Source organism: Streptomyces sp. NPDC051286 (genome assembly GCF_044455345.1).
Classification (GTDB): Bacteria; Actinomycetota; Actinomycetes; order Streptomycetales; family Streptomycetaceae; genus Streptomyces.
In genome coordinates this window covers 1-17,599 of record NZ_JBITER010000036.1, presented here as the reverse complement: position 1 = coordinate 17,599, position 17,599 = coordinate 1, and the positions used below count along the sequence as shown (strand labels likewise).

The 17,599-nt window shown below is 70.7% G+C and carries 13 protein-coding genes; 11 read left to right on the top strand and 2 right to left on the bottom strand.

Annotation, left to right across the window (positions count from 1 at the left end):
- Nucleotides 1–321: 321 nt before the first annotated feature.
- Together ACIBB8_RS28260 and ACIBB8_RS28255 are read left to right on the top strand one after the other, a co-directional pair.
- Nucleotides 322–4,236, top strand: coding sequence for a glycosyltransferase (locus ACIBB8_RS28260; protein WP_398956777.1), 3,915 nt, complete (start codon nucleotides 322–324; stop codon nucleotides 4,234–4,236).
- Nucleotides 4,233–5,765 (top strand): DUF5719 family protein, encoded by a 1,533-nt coding sequence (locus ACIBB8_RS28255; protein WP_398956775.1) that lies wholly within the window; start codon nucleotides 4,233–4,235, stop codon nucleotides 5,763–5,765. The genes ACIBB8_RS28260 and ACIBB8_RS28255 overlap by 4 nt, the downstream gene beginning before the upstream one ends.
- Nucleotides 5,766–6,001: 236 nt before the next feature.
- Here the strand turns inward: ACIBB8_RS28255 and ACIBB8_RS28250 are convergent, their stop codons facing one another.
- A complete protein-coding gene (locus ACIBB8_RS28250; protein ID WP_398956843.1) occupies nucleotides 6,002–6,445 on the bottom strand; it encodes a metallopeptidase family protein in 444 nt (147 codons plus the stop codon).
- 322 nt (nucleotides 6,446–6,767) lie between these two features.
- Here ACIBB8_RS28250 and ACIBB8_RS28245 point away from each other — a divergent pair, with 322 nt between their 5' ends.
- From ACIBB8_RS28245 to ACIBB8_RS28210, 8 genes are all read left to right on the top strand, one after another.
- The gene (locus tag ACIBB8_RS28245; RefSeq protein WP_266984962.1) at nucleotides 6,768–7,145 is read left to right on the top strand and encodes a DUF3499 domain-containing protein; all 378 of its coding nucleotides are present in this window, start codon (nucleotides 6,768–6,770) and stop codon (nucleotides 7,143–7,145) included.
- 94 nt (nucleotides 7,146–7,239) lie between these two features.
- A complete protein-coding gene (locus ACIBB8_RS28240; protein ID WP_398956772.1) occupies nucleotides 7,240–8,604 on the top strand; it encodes a phosphomannomutase/phosphoglucomutase in 1,365 nt (454 codons plus the stop codon).
- Nucleotides 8,605–8,884: 280 nt separating this feature from the next.
- Nucleotides 8,885–9,067 carry a Trm112 family protein gene (locus tag ACIBB8_RS28235; protein WP_030927015.1) on the top strand — a complete coding sequence of 61 codons (183 nt, stop codon included), beginning with the start codon at nucleotides 8,885–8,887 and terminating at the stop codon, nucleotides 9,065–9,067.
- 99 nt (nucleotides 9,068–9,166) lie between these two features.
- A complete protein-coding gene (locus ACIBB8_RS28230) occupies nucleotides 9,167–10,303 on the top strand; it encodes an SIS domain-containing protein (RefSeq protein ID WP_398956770.1) in 1,137 nt (378 codons plus the stop codon).
- A 53-nt stretch (nucleotides 10,304–10,356) separates the two neighbouring features.
- Nucleotides 10,357–11,523, top strand: a complete 1,167-nt coding sequence (gene manA / locus ACIBB8_RS28225) for a mannose-6-phosphate isomerase, class I (RefSeq protein WP_398956768.1) — start codon at nucleotides 10,357–10,359, stop codon at nucleotides 11,521–11,523.
- A gap of 87 nt (nucleotides 11,524–11,610) precedes the next feature.
- Nucleotides 11,611–12,588: a cation diffusion facilitator family transporter gene (locus ACIBB8_RS28220; RefSeq protein ID WP_398956766.1), complete on the top strand. Its 978-nt coding sequence runs from the start codon at nucleotides 11,611–11,613 to the stop codon at nucleotides 12,586–12,588.
- A gap of 249 nt (nucleotides 12,589–12,837) precedes the next feature.
- Entirely contained in the window at nucleotides 12,838–14,295 is a 1,458-nt protein-coding gene (gene ahcY, locus ACIBB8_RS28215) for an adenosylhomocysteinase (protein WP_398956764.1), read from the top strand.
- 182 nt (nucleotides 14,296–14,477) lie between these two features.
- Nucleotides 14,478–15,089 (top strand): hypothetical protein, encoded by a 612-nt coding sequence (locus ACIBB8_RS28210; RefSeq protein ID WP_398956762.1) that lies wholly within the window; start codon nucleotides 14,478–14,480, stop codon nucleotides 15,087–15,089.
- Here ACIBB8_RS28210 and ACIBB8_RS28205 read toward each other — a convergent pair.
- Nucleotides 15,086–16,051, bottom strand: a complete 966-nt coding sequence (locus ACIBB8_RS28205; protein ID WP_398956760.1) for an RDD family protein — start codon at nucleotides 16,049–16,051, stop codon at nucleotides 15,086–15,088. The genes ACIBB8_RS28210 and ACIBB8_RS28205 overlap by 4 nt on opposite strands.
- Nucleotides 16,052–16,170: 119 nt before the next feature.
- Here ACIBB8_RS28205 and ACIBB8_RS28200 point away from each other — a divergent pair, with 119 nt between their 5' ends.
- Nucleotides 16,171–17,178 (top strand): stage II sporulation protein M, encoded by a 1,008-nt coding sequence (locus tag ACIBB8_RS28200; RefSeq protein WP_398956758.1) that lies wholly within the window; start codon nucleotides 16,171–16,173, stop codon nucleotides 17,176–17,178.
- The last annotated feature ends 421 nt before the right edge of the window (nucleotides 17,179–17,599 follow it).

Here is a 17,599-nt window from a genome sequence, read left to right as displayed (position 1 = left end):
CGGATTCACTGGAAGCCCCGGCCGCCCGAGCGCCACCGACCATGCTCCGGACCTCGGCCCCGATGGCCCGCCGCCTGCACCCTGCCCGCCAGGCGGCGGGCCATCGCCGTGTCCGCACCCCCCATACCACCGCCTGCGCGGCCGCTCCGCCCGTCGCCCTCCGAGCGCCCCTGTTCAACCGCTCGGCGCCACCCTGGTCATCCGTACCGTTAGTGTGGGGCTCCGTCCGAGACGCGCCAACGCCCCGACGGAGCGCGCGTGTACACCGATGCAGCCCCCGGGGGGACGCCCCCCGGACCCGGCCGGAGGGCCCGTACCTCGATGTCCGTGCACAGCCAATCGGCGGCGCCGTACGCGGCCGCCGCCGCCCCAGAGTTCCCCCGGCACGTCGTCACCGCCGTGCTCGTCGCCCACGACGGCGCACGCTGGCTGCCCACCGCGCTGGCCGGGCTGCTCGGGCAGGAACGTCCCGTACAGCAGGTCGTCGCCGCCGACACCGGCTCCGCCGACGACTCCGCGCGGCTGGTCACCGAGGCGCTCGGCGCCGAGCGCGTCCTGCACCTCGCACGCCGTACGAGCTTCGGTACGGCCGTCGACGAGGCGGTCCGCACGGCCGATGAACTCACCCCTGACGACCTGCCGTACCTGAAGCGCCCCAGTTCCTGGGACCCCGTCACCAGGAGCTGGCGCGACGACGCGTACGACCTGCCCGAACTGCCGCACGGCGAACCGGTGCAGTGGCTCTGGCTGCTCCACGACGACTGCGCACCCGAGCCCGACGCGCTTGCCGAGCTGCTGCGTGTCGTCGAGACCGACCACCACGCAGCGATCGTCGGCCCCAAACTCCGCGGCTGGTACGACCGCAAGCAGCTCCTCGAAGTCGGCGTCTCCATCGCCAACAGCGGACGCCGCTGGACCGGACTCGACCGCCGCGAGCAGGACCAGGGCCAGCACGACCAGGTCCGTACCGTGCTCTCCGTCTCCTCCGCCGGCATGCTGATCCGCCGTGACATCTGGGAGGAACTCGGCGGGTTCGACGGCAGACTCCCGCTGATGCGTGACGACGTCGATCTCTGCTGGCGTGCGCATGCCGCCGGACACCGGGTCCTCGTCGCCCCCGACGCGGTCCTGCGGCACGCCGAGGCATCCGCCCGGGAACGCCGCCCCATCGACTGCGCCGGACGCTCCGTCGCCTCCCCGCACCGCGTCGACAAGGCCGGCGCCGTCTACACGATGCTCGTCAACGCCCGCGGCAAACAGCTGCCCTGGGTGCTGCTCCGGCTCGTGCTCGGCACGCTGCTCCGCACCCTCGCCTACCTGGTCGGCAAGGTGCCCGGTCAGGCACTCGACGAGGTCGCCGGACTCTTCGGCACCCTGCTGCGCCCCGGCAGGATCCTCGCGGCCCGCCGCAGGCGCGGCAAGGGCGTCGTGGACATGGCCGAGCTGCGGGGTCTCTTCCCGCCGCCCGGTGCGACCGTCCGCGCCACATTCGAGCAGGTCGCCGGAAACTTCGGCAGCGGATCCGACGCCGACTCCGGCGGCTCACGGCACGGCGCCGTCGAGTCCGGACCGGGCGGTGACGACGCCGACTTCCTGGAGATCGAGCAGTTCGCCCGGCTGAAGCGGATCGGCCGCAAGCCCGGCCCGGTCCTCTTCGCCGTCCTGCTCCTCGTCTCCCTCGTCGCCTGCCGCGGCCTCCTCGGCGGCGGCGCACTGGCGGGCGGCGTACTGCTGCCCGCACCCGCGGACGTCTCCGACCTGTGGGGGCGGTACGCGGACGGCTGGCATCCGGTCGGTACCGGCGGCACTCAGACCGCACCGCCCTACCTCGCCGTGATCTCCGCCCTGTCCGCCCTGTTCCTCGGCTCGACCGGCTTCGCGCTCACACTGCTGCTCGTCTGCTCGGTCCCGCTCGCCGGACTCACCGCGTACTTCGTCTCCCGCCCGCTGCTCGAATCACGACTGCTGCGGGCCTGGGCGAGCGTCGCGTACGCCTTCCTGCCCGCCGCGACCGGCGCCCTCGCGACCGGCCGCCTCGGCACCGCCGTACTGGCTATCCTGCTTCCGCTGATCACCCGCGCCGCCGTCTCCGCGTGGGGGATGCGCGGCCACGGGGACACCCGCGGCAGCTGGCGCGCCACCTGGGCGTACACCCTGCTCCTCACCCTCGCGATGGCCTTCACGCCCATCGTCTGGCCGCTCGCTGTCGTTCTCGGCATCGGCGTCCTCGTGCTGCGCCGCCACGACATCGCCGCCTACGGGCTCCGCTTCCTCGCCACGATCGGCACCCCGCTGCTGGTCCTCGCCCCGTGGTCGCTGTCGCTGCTCAGCAGCCCCTCGTCGTTCCTGAACGAGGCGGGACTGGACTTCGGAACGGGTTCGGCCTCCGCACTCGACCTGCTCGGGATCAGTCCCGGCGGCCCCAAGGCCGCGGGCGGCGTGCTGCTGCTCGGCATCGTGCTCGCGGCGCTGGCCGCGCTGCTGCGCGGGGAGCGGCAGTTCGCGATCCGCGCAGCCTGGGCCGTCGCGCTCATCGCCCTGCTCTTCGCCGGGCTCGCCAACGGCTCCGGCTGGGCCGGGCCCGCCACCCTCGTCTACGGCATCGCGCTGATCACCGCCGCGCTCGTCGGCGCGGACGGTGCCCGGGTACGGGTCGCCGGGCTCAGCTTCGGCTGGCGCCAGCCGGTCGCCGCTCTGATCGCCCTCGCCGCGGTGCTGGCCCCTGCGCTGGCCGCCGCCGGCTGGATGATCGGCGGCGCCGCGGGCCCGCTGGAGCGCCGTGACCCGGTTCAGGTCCCCGCGTTCGTCGCGGAGGAGAGCAGCACCCGCGACCAGCCCCGCACCCTGGTCCTCGGTGGCAGCTCGCCCGCCTCTGTCGCGTACACCCTGGTCCGCGGCTCCGGCGCGCGGCTCGGCGACGCGGAACTGACCGAGTCGGGCGGCTCCAACAGCCACCTGGACAAGGTGGTCGCCAACCTGGTCGCGGGCTCGGGCGCCGACCAGGGCAGTCAGCTCAGCGGCTTCGCGATCCGTTACGTACTCGTACGGGACGGCGCGCCGCGCGAGATGAGCCGGGTGCTCGACGCGACCCCGGGTCTGAGCCGGCTGAGCCAGCTCGACGGCAGCGCGCTGTGGCGCGTGGACCGTCAGGTCGCCCGCATCATGATCGTCCCGCCCGGTGCCGGCGGCGAGCAGCTGCCTGTCGGCTCGGGACCAGTCGAGGCGCACTCCAAGATTCCCGCGGGCGGCTCCGGCCGCGTCCTGCGGATCGCCGACGCCGCGGACCCCGGCTGGAAGGCCACGCTGAACGGCCGGACCCTGACCGCCAAGACCGTGGACGGCTGGGCACAGGGCTTCGAGCTGCCCGCCGAGGGCGGCACGCTGGACCTCACGTACGAGACGCCGATCACCCACACCGCGTGGATCTGGACCCAGGCCGCGCTCGGCGTGGTCCTGCTGGTCCTGGCCCTGCCGGGCCGCCGACGGGAGATCGACGACGACCTGCCCGAGGCGGACCTGACGGTTCCGGCCGAGCCGGTCGCCGGCGAGGGGCGCCGGGCGCGCAGGCTGCGCGCCGCCGCTGAGGCTGAGGCGGCATTCGAGGACGCCGGGCCGACGCCGGACGAGGCAGGGCAGAGCATCCCCGCGCAGCAGTCGGCCGACCCGTACGCCGAGCGGTCCGAAGCGCAGGACCCGTACGCCGAGCGGTCCGAAGCGCAGGACCCGTACGGCGAGCAGTCCGCGGCACAGGACCCGCACGCCCAACCCGACGACGACGGCCACTACGCGCCCGTACCGCAGCAACAGCAGTACGGCGAGTGGGACACCCAGCAGTACCAGGGCGCCGACTACACGCAGTACCACGGCGAGCAGCAGCAGGCCGCCGCCGATCCCTACCAGCAGGGCACCACCCCGGTGTACGACCCGTACGGCTACCAGCAGCAGTACGACCAGAACCAGGGCCAGTACGACCAGAACCAGGGCCAGTACGACCAGAACCAGGGCCAGTACGACCAGAACCAGCGTCAGTACGACCAGGAACAGGGTCAGTACGACCAGAGCCAGGGCGCGTACGACCAGGGCCAGTACAGCCAGTACGCCCCGCAGTCCCCGTACGACCCACAGGCCCCCTACATCGCACAACCCCTGTACGACCCGCAGAACCCCGACGAGAACCCCGCCCCGGCCCGGAACCCGTGGCCGACCGGTAACGCATCGCGAGGCGAGTCCGAGTGAAGTCCACCAGCCTGTCCCTCATCGCGGGCGCCGTAGCCCTCGCCGCCGTCACCGGGTTCGCCGCGCTCACCGCGCCGGGCGACGCGGATGCCGGCGAGGCGAAAGCCGCCGCACGGCTGCCGGTGGAGCGGTCCAGTCTGCTCTGCCCGGCGCCCGGCCTCTCAGACCTCGCGGAGACGACGTACACCTCCTTCACCCCGGCGGCCGACAGCAGCGGAGCGGCAGGCGCCGCCGAACTGATGCCGTCCGTCTCCACCGCGGCGGGCGCGGGCGACGGCGCCACCGCCGAGACGGGCGGGAAGAAGGACAAGAGCAAGAAGGCGGACTCCGGCAAGCCGGTCGTCTCCCTCAAGAAGCCGGGCAGACCGGCCACCGCCGAGGTGTCCGGCTCCGACGCCCCGGCCCTGGTCGGCACCGCCACCGGCGAGCTGGCGCCCGGCTGGACCACCCAGCAGACCACCACGGTCAGCGCGGGCGCCACCCGCGGCCTGCTCGGGGTCAGCTGCACCGGCCCCGACACGAACTTCTGGTTCCCGGCCGCCAGCACTGCGAAGTCCCGCGAGGACTACGTCCACCTCACCAACCCGGACGACACGGCCGCGGTGGCCGACATCGAGCTGTACGGGCCGGACGGCTCGCTCAAGTCCGACGTGGGGGAGGGCATCACGGTCCCGGCCAGGTCCAGCGTTCCGGTCCTGATCTCCACCCTGACCAGCGAGGCGGCCGACGACGTGACCGTCCACGTCACCACGCGTACCGGCCGGGTCGGCGCCGTCGTCAGGGCAGCGGACAACGAGACCGGCAGCGACTGGCTCGCCGCCTCCGTCGATCCGACCGGCACCCTCGTCCTCCCCGGCATCCCGGCGGACGCCACGGACGTCCGGCTGGTGGCCTTCGCCCCCGGCGAGGAGGACGCCGATCTGACGTTGAAGCTGCTGGGCAAGAACAGTGCGATCTCACCGGCCGGACACGAGGATCTTCACGTCAAGTCGAACATGACCGCAGGCGTCGACCTGAAGGACGTCACCAAGGGTGAAGCGGGCTCCCTGCTGCTGACTCCGGCGGAGAGCGGACGGGCCACGCCGGTGGTGGCGGCGCTGCGCGTGGTCCGGGGCACCGGCGACAAGCGGGAGGTCGCGTACATCCCGGCGACCGGGCCGGTGGGCGCGCAGGCCACCGTGGCCGACAACCGGGCGAAGGGCTCGATCCTCTCCCTCACCGCCCCGGGAGCCACCGGGAAGGTGAAGGTCACGGCCTCAGCGGGCAGCGAGGGCGGCGAACAGACCGTCCAGACGTACACGGTCAAGGCCGGTACGACGATCGCCGTCACCCCGCCGGTACCGGCCGGGCTCAAGGGCAGCTACGCGCTGACGATCGAGACGGTGTCGGGCGGTCCGGTCCATGCCGCGCGCACTCTGTCCCTTCCGGAGAACGGCATCCCGATGTTCACGGTGCAGACGCTGCCGGACGACGGCGGAACGGTCGAGGTACCCGACGCCGAACAGGACATCTCGGTCCTGGACGACTGAGCAACGGGTCAGGGCGTGTTTCGAAAGTCCCGTCTGCCGTACGGGCGGACGACGCTGCTTTCGAAACACGCCCCAGGAGGGTGCTGAAGATCTTGGCCGGATCAGCGAGCGGCGTCTGGTGCGTGCAGCTGCAAGGCGCCGAAGCGGCCTTATAGCGGAGCTATCAGGCCGTTTTGGCAACGCCGCAGATGTGCGTGCAAGGCGTCGGGAGCCCGGCCAAGATCTTCAGTGCCCTCCTAGTCCTGCCCATAGCGCGGATCCACTGACTCCGGCGACAGCCCGAGCAACTCCGCGACCTGCTCGACCACGACCTCGTGCACCAGCAGCGCACGCTCGTCGCGGTTCTTGGTACGGATCTCGACGGGGCGCCGGTAGATGACGATCTGCGCGGGCCGGTCCTTCTCCGCGGACACCGCACGCCCCAGCGGTACGGTCTCCGCCTGCGGCCCCGGCACATCGAGGACCATGAAGTCGACATCGGCCAGCTGAGGCCAGCGCCGCTCCAGCCGCTCCACCGAGTCCTGTACGAGATCACGGAAGTTCTCCGCCCTGGTGGCCGAGAGCGGCACCTGGGGCGGGGCGACGGGGCCGCGCATGCCGCGGCCATGGCGGTCACGACGGCGCGGTCGCGGCTCGGACCGCGGCTCGGACGGGTGGGGCGGCGGTACAGGACTGTCCATCACCGACGCAGCGTAACCCTCTGCGGGGCAGCCGGATCGCCCGTCACCGGCAGCACAGCGGCATGTCCGCACTTGAACATTCCGGCCAAGCTTGAGCGCGTTTCAGTCCCGGTCCGCGACCGTGGATCTCCTACGTATTGACAGCTTATGCACCGAGTGGTGACCGGAATCGTTGCCGTTGCGACCTGCGCTTCCCTCTTCCCGCGCAGGTCAGGCCTGTTACCCGAAAGGCGGTTGTGCCGGAGGTCACAGTGCGACACGGTGGGGTGACCTGAGGGAGAGTCGTCGCAGCCCGCTCAAGAGTGCGGTACCGTCCAACATCGTGAGCCCTGTACGTCGCTGTTCGCGCACCGCGTGCGGCCGCCCTGCCGTCGCGACACTGACGTACGTCTATGCCGACTCGACTGCGGTCCTCGGCCCGCTCGCCACCTACGCCGAGCCCCACTGCTACGACCTCTGTGCCGAGCACAGTGAGCGACTGACCGCGCCACGCGGCTGGGAAGTCGTCCGGCTCACCGATCCCTCCGCACCCACGCGCCCCAGCGGTGACGACCTCGAAGCACTCGCCAACGCCGTGCGGGAAGCGGCGCGTCCGCACGACCGCGCGGCGGAGGCCAGAGGCGGCGGCCCGCACGCCGCGGACCCGATGGAGGTCGCGCGCCGCGGTCACCTGCGGGTCCTGCGCTCTCCCGACTCCTGAAGCAGTCGATCATCGAACGACCACATCCCCCCGTGGGCACGTGGACCGGCCGGGTAGTTTGGGCGGTCCGCAGGAAACTCAGGAGGACCGGCCCGTGACTGCTGATCTGTCGCAGATCGTGAAGGCGTACGACGTGCGCGGAGTCGTGCCCGACCAGTGGGACGAATCGCTGGCCGAGCAGTTCGGGGCGGCGTTCGTCGAGGTGACGGACGCGGAGGCGATCGTGATCGGCCACGATATGCGTCCGTCGTCGCCTGGCCTCTCGGCGGCGTTCGCGCGCGGCGCGGCTGCACGCGGTGCAGACGTCACGCTGATCGGCCTCTGCTCCACCGACCAGCTGTACTTCGCCTCCGGCAGCCTCGGCCTGCCCGGGGCGATGTTCACCGCCTCGCACAACCCGGCGCAGTACAACGGCATCAAGCTGTGCCGGGCGGGCGCCGCACCGGTCGGGCAGGACAGCGGGCTCGCCGAGATCCGCACCCTGATCGAGAAGTGGGCCGAACAGGGCGTACCGCAGCCGGTCGCCACGCCCGGCACCGTCATGGACCGCGACACCCTCACCGACTACGCGGCCCACCTGCGGTCCCTGGTGGACCTGACGGCCATCCGCCCGCTGAAGGTCGTGGTCGACGCGGGCAACGGCATGGGCGGCCACACCGTCCCCACCGTTTTCGAGGGACTCCCGCTCGACGTCGTCCCCCTGTACTTCGAACTGGACGGCACGTTCCCCAACCACGAGGCCAACCCCCTCGACCCGAAGAACCTCGTCGACCTCCAGGCCCGGGTGCTGGCCGAGGGTGCCGACCTGGGCCTCGCCTTCGACGGCGACGCGGACCGCTGCTTCGTCGTCGACGAACGCGGCGCGGGCGTCTCCCCGTCAGCGATCACCGCGCTGGTCGCGGCACGCGAGCTTGCCCGCAACGGCGGCAAGGGCACCGTCATCCACAACCTGATCACGTCCTGCTCGGTCCCCGAGGTGGTCCGCGAACACGGCGGCACCCCCGTCCGTACCCGCGTCGGCCACTCCTTCATCAAGGCGGAGATGGCCGAACACGGTGCGATCTTCGGTGGCGAACACTCCGCGCACTATTACTTCCGCGACTTCTGGAACGCCGATACGGGCATGCTCGCCGCCCTCCACGTCCTGGCCGCCCTCGGCGGCCAGCCGGGCCCGCTCTCCGAACTGGTCGCCCAGTACGACCGCTACACCGGCTCCGGAGAGATCAACTCCACGGTCGACGACCAGCCGGCCCGCACGGCGGTGGTACGCGCATTCTTCGAGGCGCGCGAGGGCATCACGCTCGACGAACTGGACGGCCTGACGGTCACGGCACCGGACTGGTGGTTCAACCTCCGGGCCTCCAACACGGAACCCCTGCTGCGCCTGAACGTCGAGGCGCGCGACGAGGGGACGATGAAGGCGGTACGCGACGAGGTCCTGGCCCTGGTCCGCGCGTAGGCCCACTCCCGGCCCTCTTGAGCGACCGTCCGGTCCGTCCGGCGTTCGGGAACCGGACGGGGGGCGGGACGGAGCACCGGTTTCGGGAAGGGGTGAGCCCGCCGCGGGCGCCCCACCCGCCGGCCCCGACCCGCACCGCAACCCCATGCACACCACATCGCCCCACGCGCCCCACCGGCTCCGGGGTGGGCCGCGCCCCTGCCACCCCAGCGGTAGGCTGACGACGCCTGATCCGCGTGAACCGGACACACACGTTCGAATGCCCGAAGGGACCCACCCCATGCCGCTCGAAGCCGGCCTCCTGGAGATCCTCGCCTGCCCGGCCTGCCACTCCCCGCTGGACGACCGCTCGGCAGCCGACAGCCCCGAGCTGGTCTGCACCGGTACGGACTGCGGCCTGGCCTACCCGGTACGGGACGGCATCCCCGTCCTCCTCGTCGACGAGGCCCGCCGCCCCGCGTAACGGCGAGTCACGGGACCGCCGTCACCCACCACATCGGCGACCCCGCCCCGTACACCGCAGTCCTCACGCTGAGCAGCACGTGATCGGAGGCCCGTCCCCATGCTCGACGAGTCGTTGCTCGACGCCCCGGAAGCACTGGCCCGAGCCGACCGCCGCGGTCTGCTCCGAGGCGCCGCCGAGGCCGGGGCACGCGTTCGTACCGCAGCCCGGCACGCCGCGGAGGCCGGGATCACCGAACTGACCCCGGAGGGCCGCCCCCGCGCGGTCATGGTCGCCGGCTCAGGCACCGCCGCATTCGGCGTCGCCGATCTGATCGCCGCACTGGCGGGCGCCTCGGCCCCCGTCACCCGTATCCCCCCTTCCGGCGTCGCACCCGCCGCGGGCGCGATGCGCTGGACGCTCCCCGGCTGGGCCGGCTCCGTCGACCTGCTGCTGATCGCCACGGCCGACGGCACCGAACCGGGCCTCGCCCTCCTCGCCGAACAGGCGTACCGGCGCGGCTGCACGGTCGTTGCCGTCGCGCCCCACCGGTCCCCGCTGCGCGAGGCGGTCGACGGGGGGCACGGCCTCGTCGTCCCGATGGCGTCCGCCCCGCACGGCGAGTACGACGCCGAGACCTCGGCCGCGGGCCCCGGCACGCTCTGGGCCCTGTTCACGCCGCTGCTCGCCCTGCTCGACCGGGTCGGCCTGGTCACCGCAAGCCCCGAGGCACTGCAGAGCGTCGCCGACCGCCTCGACCGCACCGCCGAACGCTGCGGCCCGGCCATTGCCACGTACAGCAACCCGGCCAAGACCCTCGCTGCCGAACTCGCCGACAGCCTGCCCCTCATCTGGACGGAGGGCGGCGCCGCAGGACCGGTCGGGCGACGCTTCGCGGCCGTCCTCGCCGAACTGTCCGGCCGCCCGGCCATCGCCGCCGAACTCCCCGAGGCGCTCCCCGCCCACGGGGCGCTGCTGGCGGGCACCTTCGCCGCCGGAGCCGACCCCGACGACTTCTTCCGCGACCGGGTCGATGAGACTGAGCCCCTGCACGCCCGGGTCGTCCTGCTCCGGGACCGGCCCACCAGCGGCCTGAGCGCCGCCCCGGCCGCCCGCGAACTGGCCCTCGGCCACGACACGGCGATCAGCGAACTCGAACCGGAAGAGGGCACCGAACTCGAAGCCCTCGCTGAACTCCTCGCAGTCACCGACTTCGCCGCCGTCTACCTGTCCCTGGCGTCGGCGGCTCGCCCCTGACCCGCTCCACCGCATCGCACGATCCCCGCATCTCACGAGGACGAAAAATCTCCATGGACCGGCTCTCCAACACCGTGCGCCCTTACGCCTGGGGCTCCACCACCGCCATCCCTGAACTGCTCGGCGTCGCCCCCACCGGCGAACCCCAGGCCGAGATGTGGATGGGCGCCCACCCCGGAGCCCCCTCCCGCCTCACCCGTACAGCAGGCACCGAGCAGCCCCTCACCGACATCATCGCCGCCGACCCCGAGCGCGAACTGGGCCCGGCCACTGTCGAGAAGTTCGGCCCCCGTCTCCCCTTCCTCCTCAAGCTGCTCGCCGCGGGCGCCCCTCTCTCCCTCCAGGTCCACCCCGACCTCGCGCAGGCCAAGAAGGGGTACGAGGACGAGGAGCGCCGGTCCGTCCCGATCGACGCGCCCCACCGCACGTACAAGGACGCCAACCACAAGCCCGAACTGATCTGCGCGCTCACCCCCTTCGAAGGCCTCTGCGGCTTCCGCCGGCCCACCGAGGCTGCCGAGGTGATGGCGGCGCTCGGTGTCGACTCCCTCAAGCCGTACGTCGACCTGCTCGGAGCCCACCCCGAAGAGGCGGCGCTCCGCGAAGTGCTCACGGCGATCCTCACCGCCGACCCCGCGGAAATGGCGGAGACGGTTACGGCTGCGGCCGCCTCCGCAGAACGCCTCGGTGGCGCCCACGCCCCGTACGCCCGTATCGCACACCACTTCCCCGGTGACCCGGGTGTCATCGCTGCGATGCTGCTGAACCACGTGCAGCTCCAGCCCGGCGAAGCCCTGTTCCTCGGCGCCGGCGTCCCGCACGCCTACCTCGGCGGCCTCGGCGTGGAGATCATGGCCAACTCGGACAACGTGCTGCGCTGCGGACTGACGCCCAAGCACATCGACGTCCCCGAGCTCCTCGCAGTCGTCCGCTTCGAGGCGACCGACCCCGGCATCCTGCGTCCCGAGGCGTCCCCCTCCGGCGAGGAGCTGTACCAGACCCCGGTCGATGAATTCCGGCTGTCGCGCTACGACCTCTCACCCGGCGCCGCCCCCGTGGACCTGACCAGGTCCACCCCGCAGATCCTGCTCTGCACCGCCGGTGCGCCCCGCGTCGGCACGCTCGACCTCGCTCCCGGCGGCTCGGTCTTCGTGCCATCGGACGAATCGGTCGAAGCGTCTGGTACCGGCACACTGTTCCGCGCCACAGTGGTGGCCTGACGTACCGTCCGAATCAGCGGCTGCAACAATGTCCGGCCGTACCGCGGCACCAGGGCCGCAGCATTGACGAAGGGACACCAGGCACCCATGAGTGCGTCAGGCGGAACCAAGGCGATCGTGGCGGCGCTCGGCGCCAATCTCGCGATCGCAGTGGCCAAATTCGTGGCGTTCCTGTTCAGTGGCTCGTCGTCGATGCTCGCGGAGAGCGTCCACTCGGTCGCCGACTCGGGCAACCAGGGGCTTCTGCTGCTCGGCGGCAAGAAGGCCCAGCGCGAAGCCACTCCCCAGCACCCCTTCGGCTACGGCCGTGAGCGCTACATCTACGCCTTCCTCGTCTCCATCGTCCTGTTCTCGGTCGGTGGCATGTTCGCGGTGTACGAGGGCTACGAGAAGATCAAGCACCCGCACGAGATCGAGGCCTGGTACTGGCCGGTCGGCGTACTTGTCTTCGCGATCATCGCCGAGGGCTTCTCCTTCCGTACGGCCATCAAGGAGTCCAACGAGACCCGCGGATCGCTCTCCTGGAAAGAGTTCATCCGCCGCGCGAAGGCCCCCGAGCTCCCCGTCGTCCTCCTGGAGGACTTCGGAGCGTTGATCGGTCTGGTGCTCGCCCTCGCAGGTGTCGGCCTGGCCCTCGGGACCGGCAACGGCATCTGGGACGGAATCGGTACCCTCTGCATCGGCACCCTGCTGATCATCATCGCGATCGTCCTCGCCGCCGAGACGAAGTCGCTGCTGCTCGGTGAGGCCGCCGGCACCGACCAGGTCGACAAGATCAAGGCCGCGGTCGTCGACGGCGAAACCGTCACCCGCATCATCCACATGCGTACGCTCCACCTCGGCCCGGAGGAACTGCTGGTCGCCGCGAAGATCGCCGTCCAGCACGACGACACCGCCACCGAGGTCGCCAACGCCATCAACGCCGCCGAGGCCCGCATCCGCGAAGCCGTCCCGATCGCCCGGGTCATCTACCTGGAACCGGACATCTTCAACGAGGCGGCCGCCGCCGCGGGCATCAATCCAGCCATGACCCCCGACACCGACCCGGCCGATTCCGGCCACTGACCCTCCCGATCCCCCTTTTGAACGCTCCCGGCCCCCGAGTGGGCTGGGAGCGACTGGGCCGATCGGTGTAGATTCGGTGACAGTGTCAGACGTCGCTGCTGATGGCGGTCGGCCGCTCCGCTCCTGCGGACCGGGCGAGGGAGAGAGGGCCTCCGACGGACTGTGCTGCGAGCGCCCGGGCATTGGTGTGCCCGCCGCCGCAGAGCCGGCCCTATCCACCCTCGACCCCATTACGAGGAGCAGCCCGTTATGACGACGGTCGCCAATCGACAGGACTTCAAGGTCGCCGACCTCTCCCTCGCGGAGTTCGGCCGCAAGGAGATCACGCTCGCCGAGCACGAGATGCCCGGCCTGATGTCGATCCGCAAGGAGTACGCCGCCGCGCAGCCGCTCGCCGGTGCCCGCATCACCGGCTCGCTGCACATGACCGTGCAGACCGCCGTGCTGATCGAGACCCTGGTCGCCCTCGGCGCCCAGGTCCGCTGGGCCTCCTGCAACATCTTCTCCACCCAGGACCACGCCGCCGCAGCCATCGCCGTCGGCCCGAACGGCACCCCGGACGCTCCCGCCGGCGTCCCGGTCTTCGCCTGGAAGGGCGAGACGCTGGAAGAGTACTGGTGGTGCACGGAGCAGGCCCTGACCTGGCCGAACACGCCCACCGGCGGCCCGAACATGATCCTTGACGACGGTGGCGACGCCACCCTCCTCGTCCACAAGGGCGTCGAGTTCGAGAAGGCCGGATCGGCCCCGGACCCGTCGACCGCGGACAGCGAGGAGTACGGCCACATCCTCACCCTGCTGAACCGCACCCTCGGCGAGGCCCCGCAGAAGTGGACCCAGCTGGCGTCCGAGATCCGCGGCGTCACCGAGGAGACCACGACCGGTGTGCATCGGCTGTATGAGATGCACCGCGACGGCACCCTCCTCTTCCCGGCGATCAACGTCAACGACGCCGTCACCAAGTCCAAGTTCGACAACAAGTACGGCTGCCGCCACTCCCTCATTGACGGCATCAACCGCGCCACCGACGTCCTGATCGGCGGCAAGACCGCCGTTGTCTGCGGCTACGGCGACGTGGGCAAGGGCTGCGCGGAGTCCCTCCGTGGCCAGGGCGCCCGCGTGATCATCACCGAGATCGACCCGATCTGCGCGCTCCAGGCGGCAATGGACGGCTACCAGGTCGCCACCCTCGACGACGTCGTCGCCCAAGCCGACATCTTCGTCACCACGACGGGCAACAAGGACATCATCATGGCCGCCGACATGGCCAAGATGAAGCACCAGGCGATCGTCGGGAACATCGGTCACTTCGACAACGAGATCGACATGGCCGGTCTCGCCAAGATCGACGGCATTGTCAAGGACGAGGTCAAGCCGCAGGTCCACACGTGGACCTTCCCCGACGGCAAGGTCATCATCGTGCTGTCCGAGGGCCGCCTGCTGAACCTGGGCAACGCCACGGGCCACCCCTCGTTCGTCATGTCCAACTCGTTCGCGGACCAGACCCTGGCCCAGATCGAGCTGTTCACCAAGCCCGAGGAGTACCCGACCGACGTCTACGTGCTGCCCAAGCACCTCGACGAGAAGGTCGCCCGCCTCCACCTTGCCGCGCTCGGCGTGAAGCTCACGACGCTCCGCCCCGAGCAGGCCGCCTACATCGGCGTCGAGGTCGAAGGCCCGTACAAGCCCGACCACTACCGCTACTGATCCGGTGCTGATCCCGTCCGTCAGCGGCACAGATCGGACCGGCCGGTGACCGGTCCAGAACGGCCCTGACGGACGGACCAGCCCTTCCTTCAGCAACAGATACGAGCGCAGGCCCCCGCACCCCCGTGTCGGGGGCCTGCGTCGTACCGCACCCGCACAGCCCGAGGAACCCGAAGGACCCCATGCCCCGCGGCCGTTATTCGCTCCACGATCCCCACGACCACACCCCCCTCGGCCAAGAACATTTCCAATGCGCCCCAGGCCCTTCCGGCTGGCGCTACGTCTCCCGGACCACCACCCCCTCCGGTGATCACCTGGGCTCCGTCGACCTCACCCTCGACGAGCTCGGCCGCCCCGTTCGCCTCGAACTCCACGCCGCGAGCTGGCAGATCCGAGGAGCCGCCCTCGAAGGCGTCACCTGGGTCCGCACCGATCCGACCGGTACCCATGCCACCGAAGGCAATGTCCGCGCCCACGCCTTCACCGGCACCTCCCCCGCATTCCTCGTCGCGACCTCACGACTACTGCGCCTCACCCCCGGTTCCCCCGCCACCCGCGTCCGCCTCGTCGCTTTCACCGAACCCGTCCTCGCCCCCCGTACCGTCGACCAGTCCTGGGCCCTGGTGAACAGTGAAGCGCATGCCACTGACAGTGGCCCCCTGATGGTGGACGAATACCAGGTCAGCGCCCTGGACACGGGTGAACAGCACACCGTCCACATCGCCGGCGACGTGGTCCTCTCGGCCCCCGGCATCGAGCTCGAAGAGCTGGAATCCCCGCCCTCCCCTCGCTAAGCAGGCGGCGCAAACCCAGTGCCCGGAGTCCGCACCGGGGACCCGTCCGCCCCGGAAACCCCAGGGTTAACGGGTTCCACAGGGGCCCGCCACTCCCTGGGCGTCGACGCAGCCCGCACGCCCCCCGCGCTCGCCATACCGCTCTGTCCGTCCACGGGCAGTCCCGTCTGTCCGTCCACAGGCGGAGCCGCGACCTCCGGGGAAACTCTCTGCGCAGCGGCGAACACCCGCCGTGCGTCCCGTGCCTGCCGCTCGTTCACCACGCCGGCCAGATACGCCGCAGCCGGCACCCCTTCCGGAACGGGAACCCCCGTACGCGCGGCCAGCTCCCCACTCAGCCGCGTGGCCATCGACCACCCCACCTCCGCATCGAGCTGGTTCATCCGCGTCAGGTACTGCCGTATCGCCAGCCACAGCTCGTCCGGCACCGCTGACAGATCAAGCCCGGCGAACCGTCCGACCATCCACGGCGGCGGAGGCGGCACGGAGACACCCCGCCCCGCAGGCACCCGTTCCCGTACGACGAGCGTCCCTGCGAAGACATCCCCGAGCCGCCGCCCCCGCGCCGACACCAGCGACGCGATGGATGCGACGACCCCGAGCGTCATCAGGATCTCGACGACCCCCATCGCCCCGCGCACCAGCGCGTGCCGGAACCGGATCGGCCCGCCGTCGTCCCGCACCACCCGGAGCCCGCACGCCAGCTTCCCCAGCGAACGGCCGTGGCTGAGCGTCTCCACCGCGATGGGCCCGCCCACCAGCACGAGCAGAAACGTGGCGACGGCAATGGCCGCGCTCGCCGCCTCGTCCAGCGTCACCGTCGCGACGGTCAGCCCGATCGACACCAGGATGAAAACCGTCCACACCACAACAAGATCGATCGCAAGAGCCAGCGCCCGACTCGGCAGTTTCGCCGGCCGCAGCCCCAGTACGACCGCGTCCCCGGTCACGAGTTCACTCATTGCCGCCCACCCTTCGCCGACCTTCCCTGCCCCTCGGGAGCTCAGTCTGCCAAGCTGACCCGCAGCGCGCCGCAGTAGTACGGACCCGTACGCACCCATGCCTGGAGCAGCAGCCGACCATGGATCTCGACGTCTTTGTGACAGCCCACCGCACCGAGTGGGACCGCCTGGACCACCTCCTGCACCGCGGGCGCCATCTCACCGGCGCCGAAGCCGACGAACTCGTCGCCCTCTACCAGCGGACGGCCACCCATCTCTCACTGATCCAGTCCAGTGCCCCTGACCCGATGCTCACCGCGCGCCTCACCCAGCTCGTGGCCCGTGCCCGGTCCACGGTGACGGGCACCCGCCGGGCCACCTGGCGCGACGCCACCCGCTTCCTGACCGCCGGCTTTCCCGCAGCGGTCTATCGCTCCAGGCACTGGTGGATACCCACGGCCGTCCTCTCGACGCTCCTGGCCGCACTCATGGGCTGGTGGATCGGCACCCACCCGGAGGTCCAGGCGGCGATCGCCGCCCCTGAAGACCTTCGCCGCATGACGAGCCCCGGAGGGGAGTACGAGACGTACTACTCCAGCCACCCGGCCGCTTCGTTCGCCGCCCAGGTCTGGACGAACAATGCTCAGGCTGCGGCGATGTGTCTGGTCCTGGGGGCGTTCCTCTGCTTGCCGGTGATCTGGATCCTCTTCGTGAACGTACTCAACCTCGCAGTCGGCATCGGCCTGATGTCGTCGGCCGGCCGACTCGACACTTTCCTTGGCCTGGTCCTCCCGCACGGCCTGCTCGAGCTCACCGCGGTATTCGTCGCAGCCGGTACAGGCCTCCGCCTCGGCTGGACGGTCATCGACCCCGGCCCGCAGACCCGCCGTTCCGCCCTGGCGCAGCAAGGCCGAGCCGCCATCGGCATGGCCATCGGTCTGGCCCTGGTCCTGTTCGTCTCGGGCGTGATCGAAGGTTTCGTCACCCCCTCGGGTCTCCCCACCTGGGCCCGTATCGCCATCGGCATCGCGGCCGAGCTGGCGTTTCTCGCGTACGTCTACATACTCGGCGGCCGCGCGGCCCGAGCCGGAGAGGCAGGCGACCTCGACGCCACCGAGCGGAGCGCCGAGCTCCCGGTCGCTGCCTGATGGTGCGCACGACCCCGCTGACCTGCTAGTCTTCTCCTCGCCCCAAAAACCGTTGACATGGTGGACGGGGGGAGGTAGATTCAAACGGTTGAGTCGGACTGGACAGGTTCGATCCCAACGGCTAGTATCTATCTCGCTCTCAACGGAACCAAGTTTCCGCAGAGCCATTGATTCCTTTATCTATCTCGAGCAATGAAGCCGATTAGATCGGCCGAAATGCTTCTGATAAAGTCGGATCCGCCGAAAGGCAAAGGCCACTCCAAAGGCCACCGGAATCAAATTCGGACCGGAAACGGAAACGAAAAAGAGTCTGGTAAGGTTGGAACCGCCGGAAAGGGAAACGCGAAAGCGAAGAACTGGAAAGCGCAGTAACAAATCTTCTGCTTCGCAGAGGGCCCGCTTCGACCGGGAATCGGACACG